A 26,267-nucleotide genomic window follows, 5' to 3' on the forward strand; every position below is an offset into this window, starting at 1 on the left:
AGGATCTACCCGATCACGATCCGCAAGGCCTGCAAGGATGCGCGGTTTGCCGGTGCGCGCATAGCGCAGACCCATTGCTTCTCGCCGCCGCACACCAGCACTTGCTCACCGCGACTTGTTGCCGTCCACTGGGCAAGACGGCCCACCGCGTTGTTGACGCCCCAGGGCGATGCGCCGAAGCGCCGTTCGCCACGCGCGTTGTTTCCCCAGGGAAAGCGTCTCGCGTCCGGGCCGCGGGCGGCCATCTCCCATTCGTCGGCAGTCGGAAGGCGCAGCGTGAGTCCGGTGGTGGCGCTGAGACGCCGACAGTGCTCAAGCGCCGAGCGGTGATCCCACAAGAATCCCGCTTCAGCATCTGAACGGCCCGGCGCCGCGAGCAAGTCGCGAGCGATGAAGAAACCTTCGCTCGACTGAAGACGGATGGGGTTCGCGACCGGCATCTTCGGCAACTCCTCGCCCAGCCAGTGATCGATCGGCGGGACCCAGCACAATGCAATTCCGCAGCCACGGAGCACGTAACCGTGGTCCGTGGTGTCTATGCCCTCAGGCAATATCCCAGGCGGCGGCACCGCATCGGGCAATGGCGTGCTCAGCGACGCAACGAAGAGGAATGCCTTCTCGTGCCACCGAACCCGCTCGCCAGCGAGGCAGCGCAACAGGTGTTCGCGCATCGCTGCCTTGGTCGTCGGCGGGGATTCAGAGGCCGGCGGAACAGCGACGCCCTCGAGCAACTCGATGGCGCACAGCTGGACGGTGCGCAACATGCGCCGCTCGTCAACATTGACGCCGTCTGCGGTGTCTTCTGGCAATCGTACGCGGGCGACCTCGCCCACCAGGCCATCGGCGCGCAATCGTGCAGCGACCACCAGCGCGGTGACCCGCACTTCCCAATCCGGATCCTCGAACGCGGTTCGAAGCACGGCCTCGATGTGTTCGTTGCTCTGCCGTCGGTCGTGCGCGAGCCAGCGCAGGATCTGCAACTTGTTGTGCGTGCTGCCTGCGAGCAGGAAGATCGCCGACTTGTCGGGGTTGTCTTGCTTCCAATGCCCGACCGCGCGCAAGGCAGCGCCGCCCGGCTGCGCGATCAGGCGCCCGAAGGTGCGCATCGCCTGCCGGGCAATGGTCGGTGTGGTGCCGCTCATGAGGGCGGCCACATCGCCGAGCAGTTCCGGGGCGTCGAGCGCCTCGGCCATGCGAAGGCCGAGCAAGCGGGATTCGACATCCGGGAAACGCAGCAGGTCGCGGGCGTCCTCGACGCCGAGGCAAGGCAGGCTTGACGCAAGGGCCGCGAGCTCATCGTCGGCAAGCGCCCCCGAGACGCGCAGCTGGCGCATGCCCATGGCTGGATCGAAGTGATATTGCAGCCGCGCACCTGCACGCTGGAACTGTGCGGCCTCCGGCTCACCCTCGATCAGCGGCGGGGGCGCCGTGGCATCGGCCGCGAGTTGCCAGCCGCCCGCTTGCAAGCGCGCCGCCATGTCGGCAAAAACCAACCGCCGGTCGACGATCAGGACCTTCATTGGCCCCCGCTGGCGAGCAGCCTGACACGTGCGTGCAGGTCATCCGCCATGTCACCCACCCGGTCGCCACGGGCATTGGCGAGAACGCGCGCGAAGTAGAAGATATCCGGCCACTCGGCTGCATCGGCCGCGAGATGCATCGGGAATCCGGCGAGGTACTCGCCCCAGGCCGGCTCGATCCAGTCTGCAGGTCGGCGGTGTTCGATGACATGGGCAAGGTATCGGATCAATTCGTAGAGATTGAACTCGAAACGCACAACGGGTTGCTCGTACGACACCGGTTCGGCGTCGATCAGTGCGCGCGCCGTGTCGGGATCACCGAAGGCAAGTGCGAGAAGCGCCGCCGAGCGCTGCTCGGTGTCGCTGAGACTCTTGCGTCCCGCAGCCAGCGACTTGAGGGGCGTGGCGTCGAGGCCGGAGGGAGTCTTCGTGCCAACGCCTTCGGCGAGAAGGGCGAAGCTCAGAATCCGCTTTGCGGCCAGAGAATTGCGTCGATCGTTGTCGCTCACCGCGCCCAGTGCACGCCTCAGCATGGGATGCATGAGCTCGACCAGCGGGACGACCTCCGCTTTGCCGCACGCGAGAATGCCGCGCGCAACCACGTCGTCCTCGCCGGCGAAGGCGCTCGGCAGGTCTTCCGCTTCGCGCTGGGCCACGTCGGCAAAGTCTTGCAACTCCTGCTCGACAAGCGCATGAACGGCCGGTGCGTGACGCGCCAACAACTCACGCCATGTGGTATCCGCTGGGCTGATCATGAACCCTCCTTCGGGTCAAACGGCTTCATCTCATTGTTCGCACGATCGTGAATCAGGATGTTCTGCGCGCGCCTCATGGCCCTCGGATTTTGTTCCAGAAGCTTGAGCACGTCACGCTGCATGGCGGCACTCAGACTGCTCAGGTCGAGAATGACCATGCGTTGTCCCTTGGCACCGACGGGCGCGGGTGCGTGGAGCCTTCGCACGACTTCTGCCGCCAGCGTCCGTGCAGTGGTCACGCCCGCCCTTGGCGTGAGCACTTCAAAGAGCGTGCCGGCTTCATCGACGAATTTTCCTTCGCCCCCTGCGTGGGGTTTTACAAGCCCCTTGGAAAACGCCCCCTCCGCCAGCAGCATCGATTGTGCGTGCCGATGCGCAAGCGAGTTCTCCTTCGCGCCCTCGCCGGCAAGTTGCTTGAGGCGCACGGAAGTCTCGCCGATGGCGTCGCGCTTCTGCACCTCCTTCGTGGCGCGTCGGGTGACCGATTCCTCGAGCGGCACATGCACGACTTTGACAAAGCCAGCATTGATGCCGCGTTCGTTCACACTCTCCTCGAGCTTCTGCAAGATGGTGGAGCTCGGATGGTCGCGATGGCCCAGCGGCGTCTCGGGCGTCGTGTGCACCTGGATTTCCACGTTGGGTGATCTCGCATTCACGGCCTTGAGCATCAAGGCGTGGTCCTGGGCCGAAATTCCGAGCTGCTCCGGCGCATTGCTCTTCAACAGCCTGCGCAAGTTGTCCAGATTCTTCTTGAACTGCTCGCCCTTCACCGCGGTGAAGCTTTCGAGACTGAGCCCACTGGGTTGATTCTTCGCCTCGACCACGACCATGGTGGCACTGCCGTCTGCATTGATGCGCAGGAATGCCCCGTCGAAGCCATTGTTCGACGCATTGCGCAAGAGGCCTTCATCGAGTGCCACCCGACGCGTGCCCGCCGCTTGCTCCTGGCGTGCCTTCTGCATCGCCGTGCCGGTTTGGCCGCGTTCATCCGCCATGGCGCCGAAGCGGCCTTCCTCGACCGTGATCTGCGATGCCCTTTCGCCTACGACGCCCATGCCTTGCAGGCCGGATGCCTCCGAGCCGCGCTGGACCCAGATGCCGTTGGGGTGCTCGGTGTGCGGGTCCAGCAGCTGGATCTCTTCGCGAACCCTTTCGATGCGCCCCGCTGCGTCGTGCACGACCACTCGGCGATAGATCCGCCCTTTCTCCTGCCATTCGTGCCCGATCTGATAGACGGCGTGGTGCTGGTCATTGAGAGGGCTGTCCTCGACCAAGGCCAGCTTGCTCGCCTTCATGCCCTCCAGCGTGCGCAAGGGCGCATCGGTGCGCACGCCCGGGACCGCCTCGCCCTTGGCCGCCACGAAGCCGCGGCCGGGCGCCTCGCGCAGCGCGGGCGTGTCGAGCACATGCTGATACGCATCGATCTGCCGGCCGAGGTGATTGACCTCGTCGACCAGGCGGATCTGCGCTTCCGGGCTCAGTCCGCCTTCCGACAACCGCTGCATGCGCTCATGGATGATCCCCGGCAGCTTCTCGAGCTCGAGCTTCGCCTCCCAGCCCGCACTGCCCACGGTCGTCAGGTTGAACCAATCCCTGGCCTGCCTCAGCTTGCCGAGCAGGCCCTGGTAGCGGCGCATGGACTGGATGGTGTGCGCGTGCAGCAGCACGTCGGTGGGCGTGGCGTGCGGGCCGACTTCCACACGTACGCCGTGCCCCGGCCCTCGCGGATCGGGGATGACATGCACCGAGTTGCCCTCGAGCTTCTCGTTGACGCGCACGTCGACACGCTCGGTCATCGCCCTCGGCAACGCCTCGCGCAGGGCCTGCGTCGCAGGATCCACCGCCGGGTCCGGATGGACGGGCGCAGCACCGTCGCCTGCGCCGGCCTCGGCCGCGACGCGCTGCGCCGGCTCGGGCCTCGCCTCCGGACGCGGTGCTTCTTCCGGCTGCACGGCGGGTTCCTTCCGCGGCTCGACCTGCGGCGTGTCGGAGGGCGCCTTGCGCTCGTCAGGCTTCGCGAGTTGCCGCTGTTCGCCGATCAGCCCGCGTTGCTCGATCTCGGCTTGCGCGCGATGCGCCTCGGACGAGCCCAGGAAGTCCTGATGGGTTGCGTTCGGATTCTTCGCGCGATGCTGCTCGCGCGCGTCATTGAGGATGCGATTGGCTTCGGTCAGCCTCCCTTCGGGTGTGCTCAGCCGGATGTGCGATCCCAGTGCGCCGTAGGCGCCGCGCGCGCCATGCATCACCGCACCCATCTGCACGGCGCCCTTCACGCCTTCGTAGGTGCCCCCCGCGAGGTTCAGCAGCGGGTTGCCTTCCCATGTCTTGTCGTTCAGCGCCGTGCCGGTGAACGATGAGGGCAGGGCGCTCACGGCGTTCTCGATGCCCTCGGCCAGCCCCTCGGCGAGGATGCGCAGCGCCTTGCTGTCGCCCTCGGCCATGCGCGCAAGAATGTTCGTGCCCTTCATGCCGCGCGCGAGGAATCCGGACTCCATCTGGTTGAGGCCGGAAGCGACCTTGCCGGCCACCTGCCCGGCGCGGCTCTTCGCGACGCCCTGCATGACCTCGGCGCCGCCGACCTTGCCGAGGAAGCGCATGAAGCGGTTGGGCTGCACCGCGCGTTGCGCCGCCTGCTCGGCTGCCCCGGTCGCGCCGCGCAGGATCTTGCCGCCCATGCCGGCCGTGGCCGCTGCGGTCAGCGCATCCACCACGCCGATCGCGAGATCGACCCCGATGTCTTCGGCACCATACGAGCCGCCCTGGACCAGCGCCTTCGTGCCCATGGTGGTGACGGTCGCGGCGACGGAGGCGATCATGGCAATCATCACCGGCCCCAGCGCGCCCCCGCTCAGGAAGCTCAGCGCCGCGCCGACGGCGACTGCCACGGCAAGGCTCGCCACCTGCGCCGCAAAGTTCGCCACGCTGTCGATGGCGCGGCGGTGGTCCTCGACGCCCTCCTGCACGATCTCGACGCGGTAGTCGAGCTGGTCGCGCAGCAGTTCACGCTCCTCACCCGAGAGATCGCGGCGGTCGAAATCCGCCTTCAGCTCGTCGAGGCGGCTCATCTGCTGCGTCACCCAGTCGGCCTCGTTGCCTGCCGCCGCGCCACCGAGCGCACCGGTGAGTTCGCCGAGCTCGCGATTGACGCGGCGCTGTTCCTGGGCGATGCGCTCCTTGGCGGACTCCGGCGCACCGTGCTCGACCATGTCCATGATGTCGGACTCGTCGCGCCCGCTGAGCTCTCCGCGCAGCATGGCCTCGAAGCTCTCGCCGGGGTGCTCGGCCTCCCAGGCCGCCTTCAAGGTCTCGATCTCGGACTTGGTCATGCTGCCGAGTCGGTTGCGCAGCGCGTCTTCGTCCGTCCCGACGCCCTTGGTGGCGTAGTCGACCTCCTGCAGCGCGGTCAGCCGGCCGCCTTGCTTGTGAAGAGCGCGAGCCTTCTCGAGGTCCACGCCCGACATGTTGGCTTCGATGGTGTACGAGAGCGGATAGAAGTACTTCTTCTGGTAGGCATCGTTCAGCGCCTCCATGCTGATCCTGGAGCGGCGCTGCGCCTCCTCGCCCATCTCGCGGTCCATGTCCCGTTCGAACGCCATGATCCTGCGCGAGAGCTCCTCCTCGGAGATCTTCGGGTTGTGCTTCAGGATCTCGTCGCGCAGGCGGTCGGTGCGCATCTTGCGCGCGGGGCCCTGGTCGAGGCGCGTGTCCTGCAGCGCGCGTTCGTACTGGTTGGTGAGGACCTTGTTGATCGCCTCGTCGCTGGCCCACACGCCCTGGCGCTCGATCTCGATGCGCGCGGCGTCGGCCTTGACCATGTCGTCGTCCGCGAGCGCGTTGGCGAGGTCGCGCTCCGGGCCCGGGTCCATTTCGCTGGAGAATGCCCGCCGCAGCACGCTCGTTCCCTCCAGGCCGGGCTCGTTGTACTGTTCGACGTTCTTGTAGCGCTCGTTGAAATCCTTTTCGATGCGCCCGGTGCGGCGGCGGATCTCCGCCTTCATCTGCTCCGAGCTCCACCCCTCGCGCTGCGCCAGCGCCAGCACTTCGTCGTGCACGCGCTTGTAGGTGGCCTCGATGTCCTCTTCCTGTGTCCCCCAGCCGGTGAGCCCGCCGCGCATGGCATCGTCGATCGCGATCGAGTCCGCGGCTTCCTTGTCGCCGCGCATCAGGGCGCCGGCCTGGTCCTGCTCGTTGCCTTCGTCGAGGTTGTCGATCAGCGCCCGGTCCAGATCCTTGCCATAGCGCCGCTTGTAGGCCGCGCGGATCTGCTCGATCTCTTCCTGGGACCTGCCGCGCAGCAGATCCATGATGGCCTTCTCGTCGGTGTTGATGATGCCGAAGGCGTCGTCCAGCGCCGCCGCGTCGGCGTCGGCGCCTTTCCCCTCGAGGCGCAGCTTGGCCTGGTCCATCTCGTCGGAGTCGAAGGCGGCCTGCATCGCGAAGTCCATGTCGACATGGAACATGGCCCGGTACAAGCGGCGCACCAGTGCGCCCTCGAAGGCCGACAGGCCCTCGAGGCTGCGCAGCATCGCCGACTCGTCGCTGTCGAAATTGTCGAGCTGCGCGTGGATGTCCTGCGCGATCTTCGAGCCCTTGAAGGTGGGGCGCGCGAGGTTGGCGAGTTCCGCCACCTTGGGCAGCTCGCCGTCCGGCTTGGCCAGCAGCTCTGCTTCGAACGCGGGCCTGGCGACTTCGAGGTACTGGTTCGCGAGCCGCTGCCGCAGTGCTGCGGCGGCGATGTCCAGCGGATGGGCTCCGGGCGGCTGCGCAAAGAACTCGGTGACGACCGCGCGCTGTTCCGCGGTGAGCTTCCCGCTCTGCAGCAGCTTCTCCTGGGTGGCGCCGTTCGCGACCGCTTGCTGGATCGCCGCGACGCTGCCCAGGTCCGATGCAATGCCGTTGCGCGTCTCTTCGGTGCGCTGCACGGACCATTGCTCATTGGCCTTCTGGGAGTCACCGAACCAGCGGCTCAGCTTCGCCTTGAAGCGCTCCCACCAGCTCTTGCCCTCGAGGACGCGATCTTCAGCCCAGCTGCGTGCCGCGTCGATGGCCTCGTTGCCGGCCTTTTCCACCGCGGCGCGGTTGTCGCGCGTGTTGTCGCGGGCAGTGGCGAACATCGGTCGCATCGCCTTCTTCAACGCCTCGACGGCGCTGCGCGCATCGGCCCGCACCGCAGCGGCGAAGTCGGCCAGGCGCCGCACGATCTCGGGCTTGCTGCGATCGTGCGCCGGTTGCGGCGGCGCCGGGTACAGCCCCTGGTACTCCTCGCGCTGCGCGAGCGATGTGTAGGCTTCGGAGCGTTCGAGCTGCGCCTGGTCGAGTTCCTTCTCGCGCTTCTCGCCCGCCTTCTGGTAGTAGCTCGTTTCTGTGGTCACGCGGCCGCGAACCCAGCGGATCACGAGGTCGCGGCGTGCATGGATGACCTCCGGATCGCTGCCGCCGCTGGCAGCCTCCTGCCGCTTGATGATTTCCTCGTCGGTCAGCTGGCGCGCGCCCTCGATCGCGTCGAGCGCCTCCTGGCCACCTTGCGAGACGGCCTCGGTGGCCTGGTCGTGGCACTTGACGATGGCCTGCTGCGTATCGGCCGCGTCCTTTTCCAGCTCCTTCCTGCGTTCCTCGACCATGCCGTCCAGCTCGGCACCACCGACGCCCGCCGCTGCGGCGATCTCGTGCAGCTCGGTGTTCATGCGCGGACCCACCTTGTCCGCGAGCGGCCGGCCGATGTCGGGGAACAGCTTCACCAGCCCCCCCTTCGGATAAGCCATGCGCCGCAGCCGGAGCAGCACGTCCGCCGTGCCGGTCGCGAGGGACGCGAGCAGCCGCGCAACCACCTTGGCAACGGGCGTGCCCACGCCGGGAGGCAGCGGCTCGACGCCTTCCGGGCCCTTGTCCACGAGCGGCGCCGGTTCCCCCTCGCCTTCCTTCTTTTCCTTCTGGATGGGCGCGGCCAGCACTCTGCGTGCGTCCTCGAGTGCCTTTCGTTCGGGGTCTTCCTTGGCATCGGGGATCTGTGCCACCTTCTCGGCGCCTTCGGTCACCAGCAGCTGGAACAGCTTGTTGGACACGGCGTGATCGCCAAGCCGCGGCATGTTCCCACCCACCCACATGCCAGGCACCACTTCGTGCGGGCTCGACGCGACCAGCCCGGGGAGTTGCACGGCCGGCAGCCGCTTCTTCGACGCCGCCTCGATCGCCGCCGTCTGCGTGGGAATCGGATCGCTGCGCGGCGGGGGCGGCGGGTCGGGGACTTTCGGGGGTGGCGTGATGTTGGCGGCGGCATCGGCCGGCACCTCCTGCGTCTTGGCGCGGCGGGCCGCGTTGGCCTTGTCGGCCGCGGACGCGATGCGCGCGGGGCCACCCACCACCGCCGACATGTTCCGGTGCGCAAGGCCGGTGCTGGCCGCGGACACGCCGCCCTGCCAGCGCCGCACGATGACTTGCGGGTCGGGCGCGTCGCCATCCGCCTCGGTGCTGTCGCCGCCACCGCGCGCCAGGGTTTCGGCGGGTTGCGGCACGGTCTCGGCGTCGAGCTCGATGACCTCGGATTCCTCGGTCGCAGCTTCCGCGTCTGCTTCCCCGGCCTGCCGTGCGGACTCGTCCTCGAGTTCCTCGGCGCCCGGAGCCGGCGCCTCCTTGCTTGCTTCCGCCCGCACGTCGGGTGAAGCGTCCGTGGCCCTTGCGCCTGCCCGGGTTGCGCCGATCGCAGTCTGCGGCTGCGTCGACGCCGATGCACCTTCGTCCTCCGCGGCCTCGGTGCCGTTCAGCGGCGCAGCGGCGCCCGGGCCCCGCCCGACATCATCCAGCTCGATGACGGAGGAATCGCCGGCCTCTTCGAACGCAGCGGCGGGCTGCGCCTCGACCGCGGGGTCTGCATCCAAATCATCGGGAACGCGCGCCGTGATGGTTTCCGGCGGCATGTACAAGACGCGCATTCCATTGCCCGCCGCCGGCACCGCGATGCGGTACGGCGATGACGCAAGATCGCGGGCCGTGCGCCCGTTGCCCGCCGCGGCCGGCGCGAAAGGGTCCCTGGCCGCCGGCACCCGAAGAGGCGCAGCCGCCGGAGTCCGGCGCGCAGGCTCGGGCTCCCGCCGGGGTTCCAGGCCATGCTGCCGTGCCAGCCCGCCCATGGCGATTCATCGCGGCAGCGATGCCGTCATCACGCCGTCGCGGCGGTGCGGATGCATGGCCTGCGGCGCCGCGCCCCGGAACTTGGCGAGGTCCACGGGGGTCAGGATGCGCGCCTCGCGATGGAACTGCCGTGCGATCGCCGCGCCCAGGTGTTCCTGGGTGATGCAGTCGCCGCCCGCGTCGGCCGCGATCAAGGCCGCCGTGTGGCCCACGGAGACGATGCCGGCGCCCGTGAGGTCGATCTGCGCCAGCGCGCTCAGGTCCACGCCCGGATGCAGCGGCGCATCGGCCGGAAAGGCGCGCGCCCACAGCCGCAGACGCTCCGCCACCTGAGGCCGCGGAAAGTTCAGCAGCACATGAAAGCGCCGGATGAACGCCGGATCGATCTCGTCGTGCAGATTGCTGGCCAGAACCGCCAGCCCGCCGAACGACTCGACCCGCTGCAGCAGGAACCCGACCTCGAGCGCCGCATACCGGTCGCTGCTCTGGTGGATCTCGCCGCGCTTGCCGAAGAGCGTGTCCGCTTCATCGAAGAACAGAATGGCGTGGCAGGCCTCCGCTTCGCGGAACGCGGCGTCGATGTTCTTTTCGGTTTCGCCCACCCACTTCGAAACCAGCTGGGCAAGATCGATCTTGAGCAGCGGCAGGTCGAGCTCGTGCGCGATGACCTCGGCTGCCAGCGTCTTGCCGGTTCCGCTGTCGCCGGTGAACAGCGCCTTCAGTCCACCGCCGCTCATGAGCCGGCCGAACCCCCAGGATTCGTTCACGCGCGGCAAGGAGCGGTAGAAGCGCGGGATCTCCAGCACCTGGTTGCGGATGCTCTCGGGCAGGATGAGATCGTCGGCGCCGCGCCGCGGCGTCACGGCCCGCGCGAAGCGGCCCGCCTTCTTCTGCGCCACCATGCGGCACAGCTCGCCGAGCCGCGCCGGCCGCCTGCCGTCGAGCGCTTCGCCCTGCGTGCGCGCGGCCTGCGCGACGGCCAGCTGCTCGCCCACCGGCATGCGATAGCGCGCCGCAAGATCCTGCGCGGCCGCGGCGTCGATCGTGGGCAACTGCCGCTGCCACTGGCGCGTGCAGGTCTGCAGCGCCGGCGCGTTGAGGACGGCTTCGAGGTATCGGCGCACGGCCAGCAGGCCGGTCGGCCGCCAGGCGTGCTCGCCGCTGACGATGACCGGGACCGCATTGCACTCGAGCTGCGCAGCGACCTGGTCGGCGAGTTGCGGATGCGCTTCGTCCTGCAGCCGTCGTGCGTCCACCCACAACACGCTGCCGGTGTCGGCCGTCAAGGCCAGCGTCTGCGGCAGGTCCATCTCGGGCAGCCAGCGCCGCAGCGGCCGTCCCGCAGCCTGGGCGACGGCCTTCACGGCGTCCTCGACAGGCGCGGCCGGTTCGCCCCAGATGCCGACCAGGTTCGCCTTGCCGCTGCCCATGGCGCCTGCGATCTCCGCAAGCCAAGGGCCTTCGTCGAAGCATTCGGTGGTGAGCGAGGCCGCGATCGACACGCGCGTCGCATCGCAGAACCCATCGCGCCAGTCGCAGCCCGGATCGGTCAGCGGCTGCAACGCGCGCGGGGCGAGCCGGCAGGCGCGGGCGAGCTCGGGGCCGGGCGTGTCGTCGGCCAGCAGCAGCCCGACGCGCCGCAGCGTGCCGTTCGCGCCGAGCGCGCGGCGACGCGCCACCCACTGCGGGTCGGTTTCCGCCGTCAGGGCGCACAGCAGGTCCACGCTCGGAAGCTGGCGCGTCACGTCGTCCTGGACGAAGGCGAAGATGCGCGCATACGCCGGGTGAAGCTCGCACGCGGCGCATGCCAGCAGCGCATCGACATCGGAAGTGTCGAGCGCGAACGCCGCGGCCAGGGCCTCCAGCGGCAACGCGAACCCCAGCGCGGCGGCCCTCGCGCGCAGGCGGGCCTCGCATTCCTCCTCGTCGTCGCGCAGGCGGCGCGCCGCGCCATAGCCCCGGCGCGCCGGGGGCACGCCGATCTGCTCGAGCAGCTGGTCGACATGAGGATCGGTGATGCAGTAGGACTTGAGGTCCGGCCGCGTCAGCGCCGCGTTGAGCCTCTTTTGCTCCTCGACGGCGAGTTGCAGCGCGCGCCGCAGCGGCTGCAGCCGCAGCGCCAGGTGCTCCAGCGCGATCTCTACCGCGGAGGCGCAGGGAGTGGCGGCGTGGTTCATGGTCCGGCGAACTCCACCCGACGGCCCGGCCACCAGGGAATGCCGACGATGTCGCGCAAAAACCCGTGGTTGCCGAGATCCATGAAACGCAGGCCGAGGGCGGGGCGCACCAGCACCCGGCCGTCCTCCACGGCCACGGTGCCGCCGAGATCGGCGAAACGCCGCAACGCCAGCAGGGGCTGGGTCGGCTCGCGCTCGCGCCACAAGGCGTCGGCCAGTTCACCCAGCGCGCTGCACACCGCGAGCGCGATGGAGAACTCGGCCGCATGGCGGTGCGGGCCACGCGCCGGGAGCACCAGGGGCCGCAGGTCCATGAACGCCTCGTGCGTGGCTGCGAGCACCTCCCGCGCGTCATCGAAAACCCGCTGCAGCTGCGCGCCGTGGCGCCGCAGCAGCGGCTCGCTGGTCCAGAGCGCATCGCCGGCACGGAGCCAGCCCGCGCCGCGCAGCGGCGCCCCGAGCGCGACGGCGCGCAGACCGCGATGGCGCAGCGCCTCGGGAAGCTCGGAATCGGCAGCGCCCGGCGCCAGCCACCATAGGCGCCCGGGCAGCAGGTCGGCCAGGCGCAGGACGTCGCCGGCCTGCGCGAACCACCCGAGTGGCTGCGCCGTGGCGATGTCGAGCGCGGCCCATGGCGCTTCCTGGAGTTTCTCGACCAGGATGCCGGGTTGCCTGCCCGACGCGCGATTGCCAGCCCACAGTGATGCGTCGAGCGGCGCGCACGTGGTCGACAGGCCACGCAGGAAGCTGTCCATGCGCGTGTTGTCGGGCGGCTCGTCCAGGCCGCACATCGCAGCCGCCAGCTGGCGCGTGGCGCTACCGCGCTCCCAGCCACGGCGGGGCGGCGGCGCGAGCTTGTAGGCAAGCGCCGCTGCGAAACAAGCCGACTGGTCCAGCAGGTCGCTGCAGACGAGCGCGGCGCGCAGCCCCTCGAAATACTTCCGGCGCGACAGGATCCCGGCCACGATGAATGGCAGGACCGACTCGACTGCCACAGGGGTGCGGCGGCGCTGGCGCTCGGGCGGCGCGCGGGAGCGGATGCCTGGGGGATGCTTCGCCCGCGAAACGGCGTGTGCCGGTGCACCGTCGGCCTGCACGGGTTCCTCGTGCAAGGACGCCGGCGCGGCGGGGTCGTTCGCTGCGAAGGCCGGGTCCGCAACGGTGCCTGGCGCCGGTGCTGCGAGTGCGGCGACCAGGCCCGCAAGCTCGCCGAGCAGCGGGTCAATGGCCGCATCGGGATTGCGCAGCATCGACTCGATTCGACGCACCCGAGGCATCGACCCCGCAACGGCGAGCGCGCCGGTGCCGCCAGCCGCCGCGAGTTCCTGGAGCAGCACGCGCGCCCAGACACCCAAGGTGGCCGCGTCGGCAGTTGCGAACACGCGCGGCAGGTCGCCCGCGCGCTGCCAGGCGATCCAGAGGTCCAGCACGGGGGTCGGCGATGGCGCCTCATCCGCCTCCTGTTGCGTTTTTGCGGGCGCAGGCTCTGCGGCGGGCTCGGGCCTCGAACGCGGAAGGTCCGCCAGGGCAGCCGCAAGCAATGCCTGCACACGCTGCGAGAGCAAGCCGAGGGTGGCCTGGCCGCCATGTTCCGGGTACTGGGAAGGCCAGTCGCGCAGCTCCGACAGCTTCACCGGGATGCGCAGGCGCAGGTGCGCGATCGCGGACTCCGGCGGGCAGTCGGCCAGTTGCTCCGCCAGCGCCTGCATCAGCCACGCCGGCAGGCGCTGCGTCACCTGGTCCACGAACTGGCGTGGGTCCGGGCCCCAGCTCCAGCCGCCATGGCGAATCACGCGAAGGCGGCAGCGGCGGATGCGGATCGCTTCCATGTCAAGGCACGGCCTCTGCGACGATGCGGGTGGCGTATCCCGGCGCAAGGATCACCACGGTGTAGTTGGCCGCACCCAGCACCAGGCCGGCGCTGCCGACCGTGGTGTTGTGCGCGATCGGCACGGCGCGCACCGCCGGTTCGGTGAGTGCACCTCCCGTGACGTGGACAAACACCTGGATGTCGCTGAGCGTCAGCGCCGGCAGGGTGACGCTGACCGTGCTGCCGTTCAGCGCCACCGCCGGCAGGGCAGCCTCGTTCTGTTGCTCGACCTGCAGGTCCTCGGTCACGGCGAACAGCTGCGGGCGGTAGAACAGGCGCGTGTCGTAGTCGACCAGCGCCATCTTGAGCTGCTCCTTGCCGATGAGCACCTGCAGTCCCGCATTGGCAGTGTCGCGCACCACGATGCCATTGGCGGCCAGGTCGTCCAGGGTCATCGGCTTGTCGGGCTGGGCGTTGCGCGTGGCTGCACCCAGCACGTGGCTGGTGGACTTGAAAGCAACGACGTTCATCTTGTTCATCACGTGCCCTCCGCCGGCTTCACGAAGCCCATGACCACGTAGTCGCAGACGCCCGGGAGCACCATCGGCGCGGGCGCGCCGGCCGTCGGCACCCAGCGCACGAGGCACACCACGCGCCGGCCCTCGACGCGCACGTCAAGCGGCTGCATGAGCCAGTAATTTCCTGCCGCGAGCGGCGGCAGCGAAGCCGGTTGCTGGAAGCGCGGTTGAACCTGGATCTGCAGCGAAGCCTCGCCCGCATCGACCTGCGCCTGCGTGATGCCCGCAGGCAGGGGCACGTCGAGGCCGTCGGTGATGACGCCGGACTCGACCTGCACGCCGCCTGCGATGGCGCCCAGGATCTTGCCTTCGGCGATCACGTCGCCCTGGGCCGTGACCGTGAACACCGGCACCACGCTGCCCAGGCTGTTGTGCAGCCCGAACTGCAGCCGGCCGCCGTCGATGTTGTCGATGACCAGCGCCGCCTTGTCGGGGGCCGTGCGCGGCGCCGAACGCAGCACCAGGCGGTCGCCCAGGCCGGTGACGTCGCCGGCACGCACGCCGGCATAGCGGCGCGTGATGTCGTGATCGGTCTCGCGCACGGAAACGAAGCGCACGCCGTTCCAGCTCACGAAGCCGAGAAGGAGGCGCCACGGTTTCTGCCCGCTGCCGACGGGTGCGTCCGGATCCGGAACGACCTGCTGGTCCAGCTCGGCTGCCGATCCCAGCGCGCCGAAGGTGACGTAGAACGACTCGCTGACGCGTGTCTTCGGATTCTCGAGGCACGACGAAGCGCTCTGCGCGGCGGCCCGCCCCTGCTCATCGCGGCCGACCAGGAAGACCGGGTAGAAGTGCTGGGTCGGGTCGTTCGCGCTGTCGGTGATGTTGAGCTGGTCGAAATCGTCCTCGCCGACTCGAACGCTCTCGGTCACGACGATCTCGCGTCCTCCCCCGTCGATGGCCAGGCCGGGGGCTACGGTCACTTCCACATAGGGGCCCGCCGTGTCCGTGCGCGGCGTGCCGACGAGTTCGAGCCCATCGGCGATGCCCCAGCTGTGCAGGTATCGATCGTGGCGGGCACGCGAACCGCGCGCATGCGACACGATGGCGTTGACGTCGGCGGCGCTCAGGATCTGGTTTTCCGAGAACACCGGGCGGGTGACGGGCGTGGTCACGGCGTCTTCTTTCTCTCGAGCGTCGCGAGCCGCTTGCTCAGCGCCTCGTTGCTCAGAACCTGTTCATCGAGCATCTTCTTCAGTTCCCGGATGACCGTGGCCTGCCCGAGCGCGTCCGGCGACAGCCGCTTGTCGATCTCCTTCGTCACGTCCTTGAGCTGCGTATCCACGTGCTTCTGCACCTTCTCGGCGGCGCGTACCGCCTCGGCGCGAACCATTTCGTTGGGCATGTCGGCCTGCCGCTTCGGGGTGAAGGCGTTTCCGATGGCGAGGCTGGCGATGTCGGCGTCCGAGTGGCGCGCGATCATCGAAGCGACCTGTGGATCGCGCGCGGTGAGCAGCGCGAAGTTGCCGCCGATGTTGAGGGACGAACGAACCTCGTCCAGGTCCAGCCCGGTGACACGCAGCAGGCTCGGGAACAGCGCGTTGGAAGCGGCCATGTCGCCGAGCTGCTTGCCCGACTTGAAGAACGCGGCTTGCTTCCTGAGCTCCACGTGCTGCGCCGGCAGCGCGTCAGGGTCGTCCGCCGGTGGCCGGGTCCGGACCTGGAAGCGATGGGCGAAATCGCAGCACAGCCGCTCCAGCGCCTCACCGAAGGTGTGCAGCAGCGGAATCCAATAGCGCTGGTTGTTTTCGGTCAGCAGGAAGGTGCGCTCCAGGTTGCAGATCTCGCACACGTTGCAGTCGTCGATCTGAAGACAGGCGAGCTTGACCGCCGGGTCGTCGCAGGTGGGGCACGGCGGCAGCAACGCGGCACAAACGCAATCGAGCAGATAGCGGATGAAGGCCCGCGCCAGCTTCTCGTAGGCGCGGTAGGTCGCCTCCGTGGTCTCCTCGCCGGTGGGTACCACGATCGCATTGATCTCGGCCTCGAGGCAGCATTGGCCTGTGGGCGGGCACTCGTCCATCTTGCGCAGCAGCCATGACTTGAAACTGGCCAGCGACTCGTGCACCTGGGTGTTGGCCGCGGGCGTGGCGACGCCGTTGTAGGCGTAGACATAGGCCTGCTGCGTCTTGCGCTCGGCCTCCGGCAGATCGGGGTTTGCATACTTTCGGGCCTCGGCGACGATCGAGCGCGCCAAGGTGCGTTCGAACGGGGACGCCAGCAACTCGCCCGACTGCTGGTCGAGCGCGGGCCCCATCTTTTCCAGCGCGTCCCGAACGTTCGCCATCGACTTGTCGAGCCCCTGGTGCGCACCGAGCACCTTCTCGCGCTCCTCGGGGGGCAGCAGGTTGAAGCGTGCGATGGCGGCGCCGACGGCGTGCAGTTCGTCGAGCGCCGTGCGCAGCTTCTGTTCCCGGAGCGGGCTATCCGCGCTGCCGGCCTTCGTCAGGTCTTCGACCGACTTGCTCAGTACCGGGCCGGCGTTGCCGATCTGCGCCGCATCCTCGGCATCGAAGCCTGGAGGCTTCTCGAGCCTGTAGGCCACGACCCCCAGCCGGTTGCGCTGCGCATAGGCCTGCGAGCGTTCGATCTCCGACGCCTTGCGGTCGGCCTCGCGCAGATCGCCGATGCAGCAGTTCAGCCGGTCGGTGAAGGACGGCGGCTCGGGCTCGTCGATAGGGCATCTCAGCTCGAAGGAGAATCCTTCTCGCAGCCGGCTCGGCTGGCAGGTGACCGCGCAGGAATCGTCCTGCGTGTAGGGCGCAACCAGGTCGGTCGGTTCCTCGCAATAGTCGAGGTACAAGCAGTAGCGCCGTCCACGCTCGGGGTCCTTGTCGTGGGCGGGCACGTTCGCCTTGCCGGGTTGCGCCGCAGCAGCACCGGGCGCGGCGCGCGACTGCTTGCTGCGGTCCTTCACGGGCTCGGCGCAAGGATCGCCGCAGTCCTGGCCCTGCATCGAGATCTTGAGCGCGCGCACCATCGCGTTGATGTCGAGCTCGACGGCGCAGGGCACGAGGATCTCGTTGCCGCAGCAATCCACTGCGTACCCCGGCTGGACGATGACCCGCCCGCCGCCGCACGGGTGGCACGTGACGGCAAGGCCGCAGGCGACGCCGCTGCCGACCAGGAAGCGGTTGTGCATGCGCTGCCTGGTGACGACGTAGTTCGTCAGCGCCTGCAGGTCGTCGTCGGTCAGGAGCTGGCCGGCGAAGAAGGACGGCTGGACCAGCACGCCAGGGTTGCACCCGCAGCTGCCGCTTGCCGAACCGCATCCGCCATCGCAGTCGCCGTTGCACGACCCGCCGCAGCCGCAGCCTGCGCCGCCCGGCGCGGCCTGGCCCACCGAGCGGGCTCGCGCATGATGGCCGGTGCGTGCCGTCGCGGCGCCCATGGCGTTGATGCCCTTGCTCCTGGAACTGCCGCCGCCGCAGCCACAGCCCCCGGACCCGTAGTTCTTGCTGTTCATGGAATTTTCTCCTCGGCTAGTCGATGAAGAACCAGCTTTCGAACGTGGCACCCGGCCGCCCATTGCCCGAAGTCCAGGGCTGCGGGCGATCGGCACAGGGTGGACGCGGCGGCGCGTCGCGCGACTCCACGGCGTCCAGGTAGGCCGCCAGTTGCTGCACCAGGCCGCCGACGTGTTCCCCGTCGATGGGCCGGCAGCAGGCGTCGAGAATGAAATTCCCGCGCACCTGGATGAGCACGCGATCGCCGCGATTGAGCGTCTCGCCGCTGTCGTCGCGGAACTTGAAACCGTTCACGAGTCCGTTGTCCGGCTTGTCCACGAAGCTGCCTTCGATCTGCGAGATCACGCCCGCAAGCCCTTTGCCGCCCTGCACGCGCCACAGGTCCACCACGCCGGGCTGCAGCGTCTCGGCGTACACGGGCTTCGAGAAATGGACCTCGATCCCATCGGTGCGCGCCTGGCCGCGCTGGTCGGTGCCGAGCACGGTCTTGGCTCCTGCAGAGTCGTAGTGCGCCCCGTGCACCCAGCTGACGCCGTCGATCACAGCGGGCTGGTAGATGCCGATGTCGCGGCGCGGCCGCCAGTCGATGTCGTCCACGTCGAGCGGGTCGTCGACCGGCCAACCGATGTGCGCCAGCACGACGCACTCGTTCTCGCAGGGCTCGCAGCAGTTGCTGCACCGCGTGTCGGGCGGTTGATGCACGAGGCTGGCGCGGAAGCGGTAACCCTCGCGCACACGGCCGTACCGGCATTTCTGCGGCAGATCGCAGTTGTCCTGGACGATGGGACGCGACGGATAGGTCTGCTGCTCGCAGTAGCAGACCAGGAGCTCGATGACCGGGCGCTCGTCGCCATCGCCGCACTCGGCCTTCTCGATCTCGCGCCGGTCTTCGCGCGACAACAGGCTTCGCAAGTCGACGACCTGGGGCGCACGCACGACGATCTCGCGCCCTTCGCAATCCACCGCCCAGCCGCAATCGACGGTCACGCACACGGGCGGCGGCTTGTGATGGGGGTGGTCGCATCGCCAGCGCTCGTATTCGCGTTTCAAGCCCTCCTGCTCGGCCGCGAGCTTCCGGCGCTCGTCCTCGCCGCCTTGCTCCTGCTCGAGCCGTGCCAGCCTCGATTCGACTTTGCGCAGCTGCCGTGCCACGTCCTGGCGCCGCTTGTCGTCCTCGCCGTCGCACTCTTCCGGCACGGGCACCGGGGTCACACCGAGGCCGCACACGATGCCCATTCCATGGAAGCAGCGCATATGCAGTCGCAGCTTTTCCAGAAAGTACTGCTGCTGCGACTGCAGGTCGGCGACCGTCAGGCTGCGTCCGTAGTAGAACTGCAGCCGCTCGAAGTCGGGCAGTGGCATGCAGAGGCCGTGTTTGTCGGGGTTCGTGGTCATGTGAGTCACTCCATGGTCTGCTTCAGGCACCGAGGCGCGGTGCATCGGCGTCCGCAGCGCGCGACGCGGACAAAACGGTGGCGCGGCCGAGCCGCACGTTGCCGCCACCGCCAAGAACACTGGGCTCGAACGGTGCAAGCGTCGTGTCGATCCCCACGCTCACCTCGCCGCCGAGCAGGAACTGTCCGCGGCTGCCGATCAGCCGGGTGACGGTGTGCGCCGGCTTCTGCGCCTCGATGAGCTGCTGCATGCGCTGGCGCAGGGTCGCGTCCAGCCGCAGCGGCACCAGCACGTCGAATCGGTACGCCACCGAGCTGAACGGATCGAGCTCGACCTGCCCGACGCTGCGCAGCGGCGCGCGCCCCAGGCGCGAGCGATCGAGCCGGAAGCGCCATTGCGAAGGGCCGAACAGGCGCGTGCCGCCGCCCAGCGCCACGGCGCCGAGGGCGCCCCAGGCGCGTTCGTTCCCGGCTTCGCGAATCACGGGATCCACGTCGAACACCAGGCGGATGACCGCGCGCATGCCATCCAGCGTGCCGCGCATGCGGTACAGCTTCGGCGCGGCCTGCAGCAGGCGGCGGCGCCGGGCCGCGTCCCACGCGGGGTCCATCGCGATGTCGAGGAAGCTGCCGAGCCAGGGCAGCACGCCGTCGGGCACGCCGTCGACGTCCAGCAGCGCCGGCATGCGCGCGATCTGTTCATCGACGTCGTCGAGGAAGCTGTCGAACAGGGCCAGGAAGCGTTCCGTGAAGTCCTCGGCCTCGGGGCTGTCGCGAAACACCAGGGGCAGCTGGTCGAGGCTCGTCTGCCGCGGGAAATCGATCCGCATGCGACGGATGCGCGGCGTCTGCCTGCCGTCGCCGGTCATCCGGATGCGCACGAACAGATAGCGCCCTTGGGCCTGCCGGATCAGGAAATCGCGCTGGTCGTCCACGCGCTGCCAGTCGCCCGGGTGCGGGCGCCCGGGTGCGAACGCGGCCCAGATGCCATCGGCGACGCCCTGCGCCGCAGGCAAGGGCGCGTCGCTGGCCGAAACCGAGATCGAGACTGCCGTGCCCGCAGGACGACTGCCCTCCCAGCGCACGCGATGCCAGCGGCAGCGCGGGATGCCGCTGTCGATGGCCAGCGTCAGCAGCTGGCCCTGCGCCACGTACTGCGCGCTCGGTGCGACGGGCGTGAGCGGCGGGTCCAGCTCGCGACCGAACCAGGAAAAGCAGGGTCCGCAGGCCGCCTCCTGCCCCGCGAGGCAGAACCCGCGAGGGCTCGTCACCGTGATGCCGTTGGGCTCGAAGGCGCGCTGCAGCTCGTCCAGGGTCGCCCGCGTGAATGCGGCGTCGAAGCGCGCGGCGACCCACAGGCTGACCTGTGCGCGCCCATCCGCCGGGGCTTCCTCGACCGCGAGCCAGATGCGTTCCTCGCTGTCCACCGCCATGCGATCGACCGGGCCGGGCAGCGCCAGCGGCAGATGCCCGCGTGCAAAGCCCGCGAGATCGAGACACGCGACCCGCTTGTTCGCCGAATCGATGACAAGCCATTCCTGCCAGGGCGCGGAGGTGATCGGCCCAGGGTGCACGAAGGCGACCCGCGTGACCAGCCGGCGGCCGTGGTCGGCGAACAGGAACACCGCGTCCTCCCCCGTGTCGGCAACCGCGACGTGGCGCCCGGCGGTCGCCACCGCCACGGCACAGCCCAGGATGCCCACGGCGCCCGGGTCCGCCTCGGCGAAGCACGGCGAACAGACATCCTTGCGCAGCAGCCGCGACTGCGGTGGGCACGGCGTCACGAGCAACCATTCGCACGGTGCGCAGCCGCGCGCGAGCGCCGCCGGCGCCAGCCATGCGCTCACGTCGTCGGCAGGCACGATGCCACCGGCGCCGCCGATGAAGGCGAGCTGCAGGCCGCTGTCGAGATCGAGCCCGCCGATGCCCTCGACGCTGTCGGCGTCCCAGCCGACGAGCGGGTCGAGCAGCCGGAAGGTCGCCGCCATCGGAAGGCAGCTCATGATCGCACTCCCTCGACCACGCGCAGTTCGTGCGGCAGCGGCCACAAGAGGCTGTTCGGCCGTGGCGTGAAGTCGCTGCAGGCGCCGAGCACCTCGCCGTCGACTGTCAGATTGAGCGTGGACAACGCCACCAGCCCCGGCACATGGGCGATCACGTGCCGCACCAGCGCCGCATACCGGATGACGCCGCCGAACGGCCAGCCGCGCCCGTCTGCGCCGCCGGTGAGCGGATCGAGATAGGCATCCAGTTCGCGCAGGGTCGCGCGCAGCACTTCGCCGAAATCCGCGTTCGCGGCGACGGCCAGCGTCGCGCGCACGCTGACCTCGTGGAAACGCGGCGCGGCCGCGACCACTTCGACGCCGGCCGGGGCCACCTGGGTGGACAGATGCCTGGACACGGCATCGAGGCTGGCCTGGCTCGGATACGGCGGCGTCGATGCCGCCCTCGGCCCCAGCAGGTAGACGCTGACGGTTCCGGGCACGCGCGCGTTCTCCAGCCCCGCGTGCGTGCCGCCCACGGCGTGGGCGCGCGACACGTCGGAGCCCTGCGCCGCGAACGACTCGAGCTCGTAGTCCGCGACCGTCACCGCACGGCCGCGGGCACGCAACTGCTGCGGGCCGAGGCGCGAGGCTTCCGACACCGACATCGCATCGTGCCCGCCGCTGGCAGGCAGCGCGTTGCCGACCTTGGTCACGAACGGGACCGAAGACATGAGGCTGGTGACCTGGTTGGCTGCCACCGCGCCGGCATCGCCGGTGGCCACCTGGTAGCGCTGCGCGACGACGTGGCGAATGCCGCGCGGCAGCAGCATGCCGTGCATGCCGTCGCCGAACTGCAGCTCGCCGGTCGCCTCGTCGAGCTCGAAGACCCGATCGTCGGGACCATAGGCATCGAGGTCCTCGATGTCTCGCCAGGGCTGCGCGCCGGCGCCGGTGCCGGCTTCGGTGCCGATCGCGCCTTCGTCGACCGTGAGCCGCAACGAACCGGGCAGCACCGGGCGCTGGGTCACGCGCATGCGCCGGCCATCGCTGTCCGGCACGTAGTCGAGAACTTCGCCGCGCACGGTGCGCGCGGCGAGCGCCGTCACCGCGTTGAGTTCGATGAACGCCAGCGCCGGCGGGGACGCGAACGCGCCGGCCACGAGCTGCACGCGCAGCCACCGCAGCGGCTTCGGCACCGTCACGCCCGCGGGTATGCCCGTGCGCCAACTGCGAGGGCAGCGCAGTTCCACCAGGCCGCTTTGCAGCAGACCGCGCGACGCGTCCCTGATGACCTCCGCGGCCTCGAAGCGGCCGGCGTCGAAGAAGCTCCAGCGCACGATGGGCTGCGCCACCACCGCATCCACGCCGACACCTCCGTGCACGGCGGCAGGCGGCGGGCCGACGCGCGCCGTGAGATGAAGCATCAAGGTGATGTTCGGCCCCGGCGCCGAAGCGCCCGACAAGCCGATGAGCAGCGCCGCGCCCGGACGCGGCGCGCTCCCGAAGACCAGGTGGCTCGCGGCCGGGTCCGTCCCGGTCAGTGGCACGTCGAAGAAGCGGCTGCCGTCCTGCACGAAGGTCGATGCGATCTTCCCGGGCGCGGCGTAGAGCGCGCTTTCGGTCTCGAAGACGACACGCCCGCCGGAGCCGTCAGCCGCCGGCGCGGAGACCTGGAATCCCGGCGGGATGAGTGCGCTGCCCGGCGCCGCATCCGCCACCGTGAAGGCGAGCGTGGCGCGCGCGGGCCGCGCCGGCATGGCGGCGACGCCGGCGGCGCGCAGGTACTCGCGGAAGGCCTTGTCCGGCATGCGATTGAGCCGCTCGAGCAACGGCTCGGCGAGTTCGCCGTGCAGGCTCAGCAGCGCATCGCCCGCATCGCCGGGCGTGCGGCGCCGCCATTCGGGCGTGAACGCCGCGATGCGCGCTTCGACCGCGGCACGCACGCTGGCGCGGCCGGGCTGCGCGAGCTGTGGCGGATCGAGCGGACCCGTCGGCGTGCGGCTCAGGGCCTCCCGGCCCCACCAGGCGGTGCTCATAAGGCAACCTCCGTGCTCCGCACTGCGGTGCGAGCTTGCTTGGGACGGCCCGGCACGGTGCTCATCGCAGTCCCCCTTGCGCCAGGGGCGCACGCTCGAAGCGCGTCGTCAACTCCGCGAGATAGACCAGCTCGTAAGGCCGGATCGGCACGTCGCGGCAATCTTCGAATTGCTCCGGTTCGTCGAGCGCGATCGCCACGCGGGTGACGGCGACCCCGGCGGGCAGCAGGGCCTGCGCCTGTTGCATCAGGGCGGTCGGCCGCAGCGCGTCGCCGAACGGCCAGCCGCCGCCCTCGTCGCCGCCCACCAGCGGGTCCATGTGGCGCGTCAGCCGCGCGCGGATCGCAGCGGTGAGGCCTGCCTCGTCGAGCACCACACCCTGCATCTCGACCTGGACGAACACGGCCCGATAGCTCGCCGGCCGCACGTAGACCTCGTGCGTAAGCAGCCGGCGGGCCTCGAGGCGCTCGCCCACGGCGCGCAGCGCCCCGGGGTCCACGCGCGGCGCGGGCACGCCGATCTCCGAGCTCGCGGGATCGGTACTGCGCGGCACATCGGGCACGACGAACACCGTGGTCACGCCGCCGAGCGGCTGGCACGGAAAGCCCGGGTTGAGTCCGACGGCCGCGAAGGCACGCGCGATGGCGATGCCCGGTGTGCTCAGCGCCAGCGCTTCATGGTCGCGCGCGGTGACCGCGCGTTCGACACGCTGCAGATCGCGCGCCACGCGTGCATTCGCTTCCGCGAAGCTCTCGGCCGGCAAGCCGCCGACCGCCCGCACGGTGTTGACCGGCGCCAGCGGCGTCGCAGCCGACGACCATGCCTGCGGGGCCACGTTCCCGGCCAGGTCGCCGCCGGCGATATAGCAGAGCCGCGCGCGGGGCTGGGCATCGGCGGCCGCCAGCACCGGGATGCGGCCGGTCAGGCCGTTGCCGAAGCGCAGCAGCTTGCGCGGCCGGTCGACGACGAACACGCGGTCCGCGGGGCCGTGCCGGTACAGGTCGTCGGTGCCCTGCCAGCGGCGCCATTCGCCATCGCCCTCGCGCAGTTCGAGCTGCACCGATTCTTCGATGGGCTCGGAAAGGCTGCGGTCCAGCGCGAGCTGCTGGCCGGGGAGCTTGAGCCAGCCGTCGAGCTGCGGCTCGATGAGCGCGCCATCGGGCCGTACGCTTTGCACCTGGCTCGCCACGGCCACGTTGGGCACCATGCGCACGAGCACCGGCGGCGACGCATAGTCAGCCTCCTTGCAGTCGATGCGCAGCGCGTACGGCACCAGGCCGTCCACGGTAGCGCCGGACGGTGCCCAGTCGGCCGGGATGCGGATGCGCCAGAGCCCGGAGCGCCGCAGGCCACCCGTGCCGTCGACCAGCGCGCCGGCCGGCAGCGCTTTCCAGGCCCCGGTGCCCGTGCTGTATGAGAAGGCCAGCACCGCCGGCGGGCCGACCCGCAACGGGTCCATCGCCCATTGGGCCGAGATGTCGCCCAGCCAGGGATGTGGTCGGGTCGCGTCCGGGGCGATGGCCGGCACGAGCCCGCAGGTGCCTTCCATGACCTGTTCCGCCGGCAACGGCGCATGTCCCTCGCCCGGCGTGCGAGCGAACCACAGCGAATCCGTCGCGCGCGGCGCCCATTCCGGCGCGCAGGCCTCGGGCACATCGAGCTCGATCAGCAACGTGAAGCTGCCATCGCGTTCTGCGGCATCGATGGGGCGCTCCAGCCACAGCGCCACTTCGAAGCTGCCGGGGCCGCCGTCGCTGCCGAGCAAGGGCACCGTGCGCAGGGTATCGAGCTGTGCGCTGCGGTCGCGCCCATCCACCGACAAGGACAGGCGCGGGCGCCGTTCAGGCGAATCGGCCTGCTCGTCATGCACCGGCAGCACATCGAGCGGCTCGAGGGTGGTCATCGGCAGCACGCTGGCACCGAGCGCAGTGGTGAACAGGGTGCCGGCGTCGATGCGCGTGGGCGCTGCATCCTCCGGTGCCGGGAACGCGAGCACCGTGCGAGCCGCCTGCGTCGGCCGCGGCGCATCGTCCATGAGCGCGAGCAAGGCACGCGCCAGCGGCCCATGGACCTGGTCCAGCCAATAGATCCGCTGCTCGAACAGGTAGGCAAACAGCTCCAGCAGAGCGACGCCGGTGTCCGACGGGCCATGCATCGTCCACTGCCCACGCGAGTTGGCGACGATGCGCGCGCGGATCGCATCGACCATGCCCGTCCATGTCAGGTCGTCGAGCTGGAGTGCGGGCAGCGTCATGTCGGCCCCTCGTCGACACCGAGGTAGAACGGGAACACCAGGTTGCCGCGCGAGTTCGCGCCGCGGATGCGGTAGCCGATGCGCACCGCGACGTGGTTCTGCTCCTCGGGATCCAGCTCCGCCGTCGCGAATTCGAGCTCCACGCGCGGCTCGAAGTCGCGGATCGCATTGCGTACCGACAGCTCGAGCAGGCGCAGGTACTGCACGCTGCCCGGGGCGAACACGAGGTCCGGCGCCTCGCAGCCGAAGTCCGGACGCATGGCGCGTTCGCCGAAGGTGGTCATCAGGATGTGCCGCAGCGAATGCTCGATGTGTTCGGCACCCTCGCTGTAGCCGAGCTCGCCCGAGGCATCGGGCAGGATCGGGAAACGCCATCCGCGCCCGAGGAAGTCGGTGCGGCTCATGATGGACATCCTCCGAGGCCATCGACGATCTGCTGAATGGTCTTCACCACGTCGTCGAGCTGGGCGATGCTCTTGTTCAGACCCTCCACATTGGAGGCGCTGCCGATGGCGGGCAGCTTGATCTCGGCCACGCCCGCGATGCTCATGAACGGCGACGCAAGATCCATGATGGCCTGCAGCGGGCCGAGCCCCTCCATCAGGTGGCCCATCGAGGTGATGGCGTTCTGCTGCGCGCACTCGACCGTCGCGACCAGCTCGTCGTTGCCGCTGGCCTTCGCGTCCTTGAGCGTGATCGCCAGCCCGCCCAGAAGATTGCCGATGGTCTTCAGCTGCCCGATGAGGCAGTTCAGGACCTTCAGGATCAGGCACAGCACGTCGCGCACGAAAGGAATCATCCCGGCGGGCGTGAGCATCAGGAAGCAGGGTGCGAGATCGGCGACTGCCTTTCCGATGTCCGCGACGAGCTTGGGCGTCGGCGGCGGGCTGGTGACGGCATCGCTGAGCGGCTTGAGCAGCTTCAGGATCTTCAGCACGCACTCCATGCTCGCCATCATCGGCATGATCTGCATCATCAGGCTGAAGGTCAGCGAGCAGTCATTGGGAATGTTCTGGCCGATGTTGGACAACGAGGTGAGCGCTGCGCCCGACGGCAACTGGATCTTGATCTTCTTCGGCGCAGGCAGGCTGAGGTCGAGGCAGATCGGCGCGCTCAGGGCCTCGCGCAGAGACTCGGGGACCGGGATGTCGAGCTGTGCCACG

The 26,267-nt window shown here is 69.6% G+C and carries 14 protein-coding genes; all 14 read right to left on the reverse strand.

Annotated features, from left to right (window positions below; all coding sequences use genetic code 11):
* Positions 1-5: 5 nt before the first annotated feature.
* Positions 6-1,520, reverse strand: a complete 1,515-nt coding sequence (locus E5CHR_RS02480) for a formylglycine-generating enzyme family protein (RefSeq protein WP_162578218.1) — start codon at positions 1,518-1,520, stop codon at positions 6-8.
* Positions 1,517-2,275: a hypothetical protein gene (locus E5CHR_RS02485; RefSeq protein WP_162578219.1), complete on the reverse strand. Its 759-nt coding sequence runs from the start codon at positions 2,273-2,275 to the stop codon at positions 1,517-1,519. The genes E5CHR_RS02480 and E5CHR_RS02485 overlap by 4 nt, the downstream gene beginning before the upstream one ends.
* Positions 2,272-9,402, reverse strand: a complete 7,131-nt coding sequence (locus tag E5CHR_RS02490; protein ID WP_162578220.1) for a hypothetical protein — start codon at positions 9,400-9,402, stop codon at positions 2,272-2,274. Before E5CHR_RS02490 ends, E5CHR_RS02485 begins: the two co-directional genes overlap by 4 nt.
* 6 nt (positions 9,403-9,408) lie before the next feature.
* On the reverse strand, positions 9,409-11,580 hold the full coding sequence (locus tag E5CHR_RS31625) for an ATP-binding protein (RefSeq protein WP_162578221.1): 2,172 nt from the start codon (positions 11,578-11,580) through the stop codon (positions 9,409-9,411).
* Entirely contained in the window at positions 11,577-13,409 is a 1,833-nt protein-coding gene (locus E5CHR_RS02500) for a hypothetical protein (RefSeq protein ID WP_162578222.1), read from the reverse strand. The genes E5CHR_RS31625 and E5CHR_RS02500 overlap by 4 nt, the downstream gene beginning before the upstream one ends.
* A gap of 1 nt (position 13,410) precedes the next feature.
* Positions 13,411-13,929 carry a hypothetical protein gene (locus E5CHR_RS02505; protein WP_162578223.1) on the reverse strand — a complete coding sequence of 173 codons (519 nt, stop codon included), beginning with the start codon at positions 13,927-13,929 and terminating at the stop codon, positions 13,411-13,413.
* Positions 13,929-15,083: a hypothetical protein gene (locus E5CHR_RS02510; RefSeq protein ID WP_162578224.1), complete on the reverse strand. Its 1,155-nt coding sequence runs from the start codon at positions 15,081-15,083 to the stop codon at positions 13,929-13,931. Before E5CHR_RS02510 ends, E5CHR_RS02505 begins: the two co-directional genes overlap by 1 nt.
* The gene (locus E5CHR_RS02515) at positions 15,080-17,434 is read right to left on the reverse strand and encodes a hypothetical protein (protein WP_162578225.1); all 2,355 of its coding nucleotides are present in this window, start codon (positions 17,432-17,434) and stop codon (positions 15,080-15,082) included. Before E5CHR_RS02515 ends, E5CHR_RS02510 begins: the two co-directional genes overlap by 4 nt.
* Positions 17,435-17,450: 16 nt before the next feature.
* Positions 17,451-18,830 carry a hypothetical protein gene (locus tag E5CHR_RS02520; RefSeq protein WP_162578226.1) on the reverse strand — a complete coding sequence of 460 codons (1,380 nt, stop codon included), beginning with the start codon at positions 18,828-18,830 and terminating at the stop codon, positions 17,451-17,453.
* Between the two features lie 22 nt (positions 18,831-18,852).
* Positions 18,853-20,832: a phage tail protein gene (locus tag E5CHR_RS02525; RefSeq protein WP_162578227.1), complete on the reverse strand. Its 1,980-nt coding sequence runs from the start codon at positions 20,830-20,832 to the stop codon at positions 18,853-18,855.
* Positions 20,829-22,850, reverse strand: coding sequence for a putative baseplate assembly protein (locus E5CHR_RS02530; protein ID WP_162578228.1), 2,022 nt, complete (start codon positions 22,848-22,850; stop codon positions 20,829-20,831). Before E5CHR_RS02530 ends, E5CHR_RS02525 begins: the two co-directional genes overlap by 4 nt.
* A 61-nt stretch (positions 22,851-22,911) precedes the next feature.
* Positions 22,912-25,104 (reverse strand): putative baseplate assembly protein, encoded by a 2,193-nt coding sequence (locus E5CHR_RS02535; RefSeq protein ID WP_162578229.1) that lies wholly within the window; start codon positions 25,102-25,104, stop codon positions 22,912-22,914.
* Complete coding sequence (locus tag E5CHR_RS02540) at positions 25,101-25,508, reverse strand: GPW/gp25 family protein (protein ID WP_162578230.1); 408 nt, start codon at positions 25,506-25,508, stop codon at positions 25,101-25,103. Before E5CHR_RS02540 ends, E5CHR_RS02535 begins: the two co-directional genes overlap by 4 nt.
* Positions 25,505-26,266: a hypothetical protein gene (locus E5CHR_RS02545; protein WP_162578231.1), complete on the reverse strand. Its 762-nt coding sequence runs from the start codon at positions 26,264-26,266 to the stop codon at positions 25,505-25,507. Before E5CHR_RS02545 ends, E5CHR_RS02540 begins: the two co-directional genes overlap by 4 nt.
* Position 26,267 lies beyond the last annotated feature (1 nt).

This window comes from Variovorax sp. PBS-H4, assembly GCF_901827205.1.
Lineage (GTDB): Bacteria > Pseudomonadota > Gammaproteobacteria > Burkholderiales > Burkholderiaceae_C > Variovorax.

What these genes read in the sequence shown, in the direction of transcription:
- E5CHR_RS02480 (WP_162578218.1), bottom strand. Translation starts at nt 1,520, where the DNA reads ATGAAGGTCCTGATCGTCGACCGGCGGTTGGTTTTTGCCGACATGGCG.
- E5CHR_RS02485 (WP_162578219.1), bottom strand. Translation starts at nt 2,275, where the DNA reads ATGATCAGCCCAGCGGATACCACATGGCGTGAGTTGTTGGCGCGTCAC.
- E5CHR_RS02490 (WP_162578220.1), bottom strand. Translation starts at nt 9,402, where the DNA reads ATGGGCGGGCTGGCACGGCAGCATGGCCTGGAACCCCGGCGGGAGCCC.
- E5CHR_RS31625 (WP_162578221.1), bottom strand. Translation starts at nt 11,580, where the DNA reads ATGAACCACGCCGCCACTCCCTGCGCCTCCGCGGTAGAGATCGCGCTG.
- E5CHR_RS02500 (WP_162578222.1), bottom strand. Translation starts at nt 13,409, where the DNA reads ATGGAAGCGATCCGCATCCGCCGCTGCCGCCTTCGCGTGATTCGCCAT.
- E5CHR_RS02505 (WP_162578223.1), bottom strand. Translation starts at nt 13,929, where the DNA reads ATGAACAAGATGAACGTCGTTGCTTTCAAGTCCACCAGCCACGTGCTG.
- E5CHR_RS02515 (WP_162578225.1), bottom strand. Translation starts at nt 17,434, where the DNA reads ATGAACAGCAAGAACTACGGGTCCGGGGGCTGTGGCTGCGGCGGCGGC.
- E5CHR_RS02520 (WP_162578226.1), bottom strand. Translation starts at nt 18,830, where the DNA reads ATGACCACGAACCCCGACAAACACGGCCTCTGCATGCCACTGCCCGAC.
- E5CHR_RS02525 (WP_162578227.1), bottom strand. Translation starts at nt 20,832, where the DNA reads ATGAGCTGCCTTCCGATGGCGGCGACCTTCCGGCTGCTCGACCCGCTC.
- E5CHR_RS02530 (WP_162578228.1), bottom strand. Translation starts at nt 22,850, where the DNA reads ATGAGCACCGCCTGGTGGGGCCGGGAGGCCCTGAGCCGCACGCCGACG.
- E5CHR_RS02535 (WP_162578229.1), bottom strand. Translation starts at nt 25,104, where the DNA reads ATGACGCTGCCCGCACTCCAGCTCGACGACCTGACATGGACGGGCATG.
- E5CHR_RS02540 (WP_162578230.1), bottom strand. Translation starts at nt 25,508, where the DNA reads ATGAGCCGCACCGACTTCCTCGGGCGCGGATGGCGTTTCCCGATCCTG.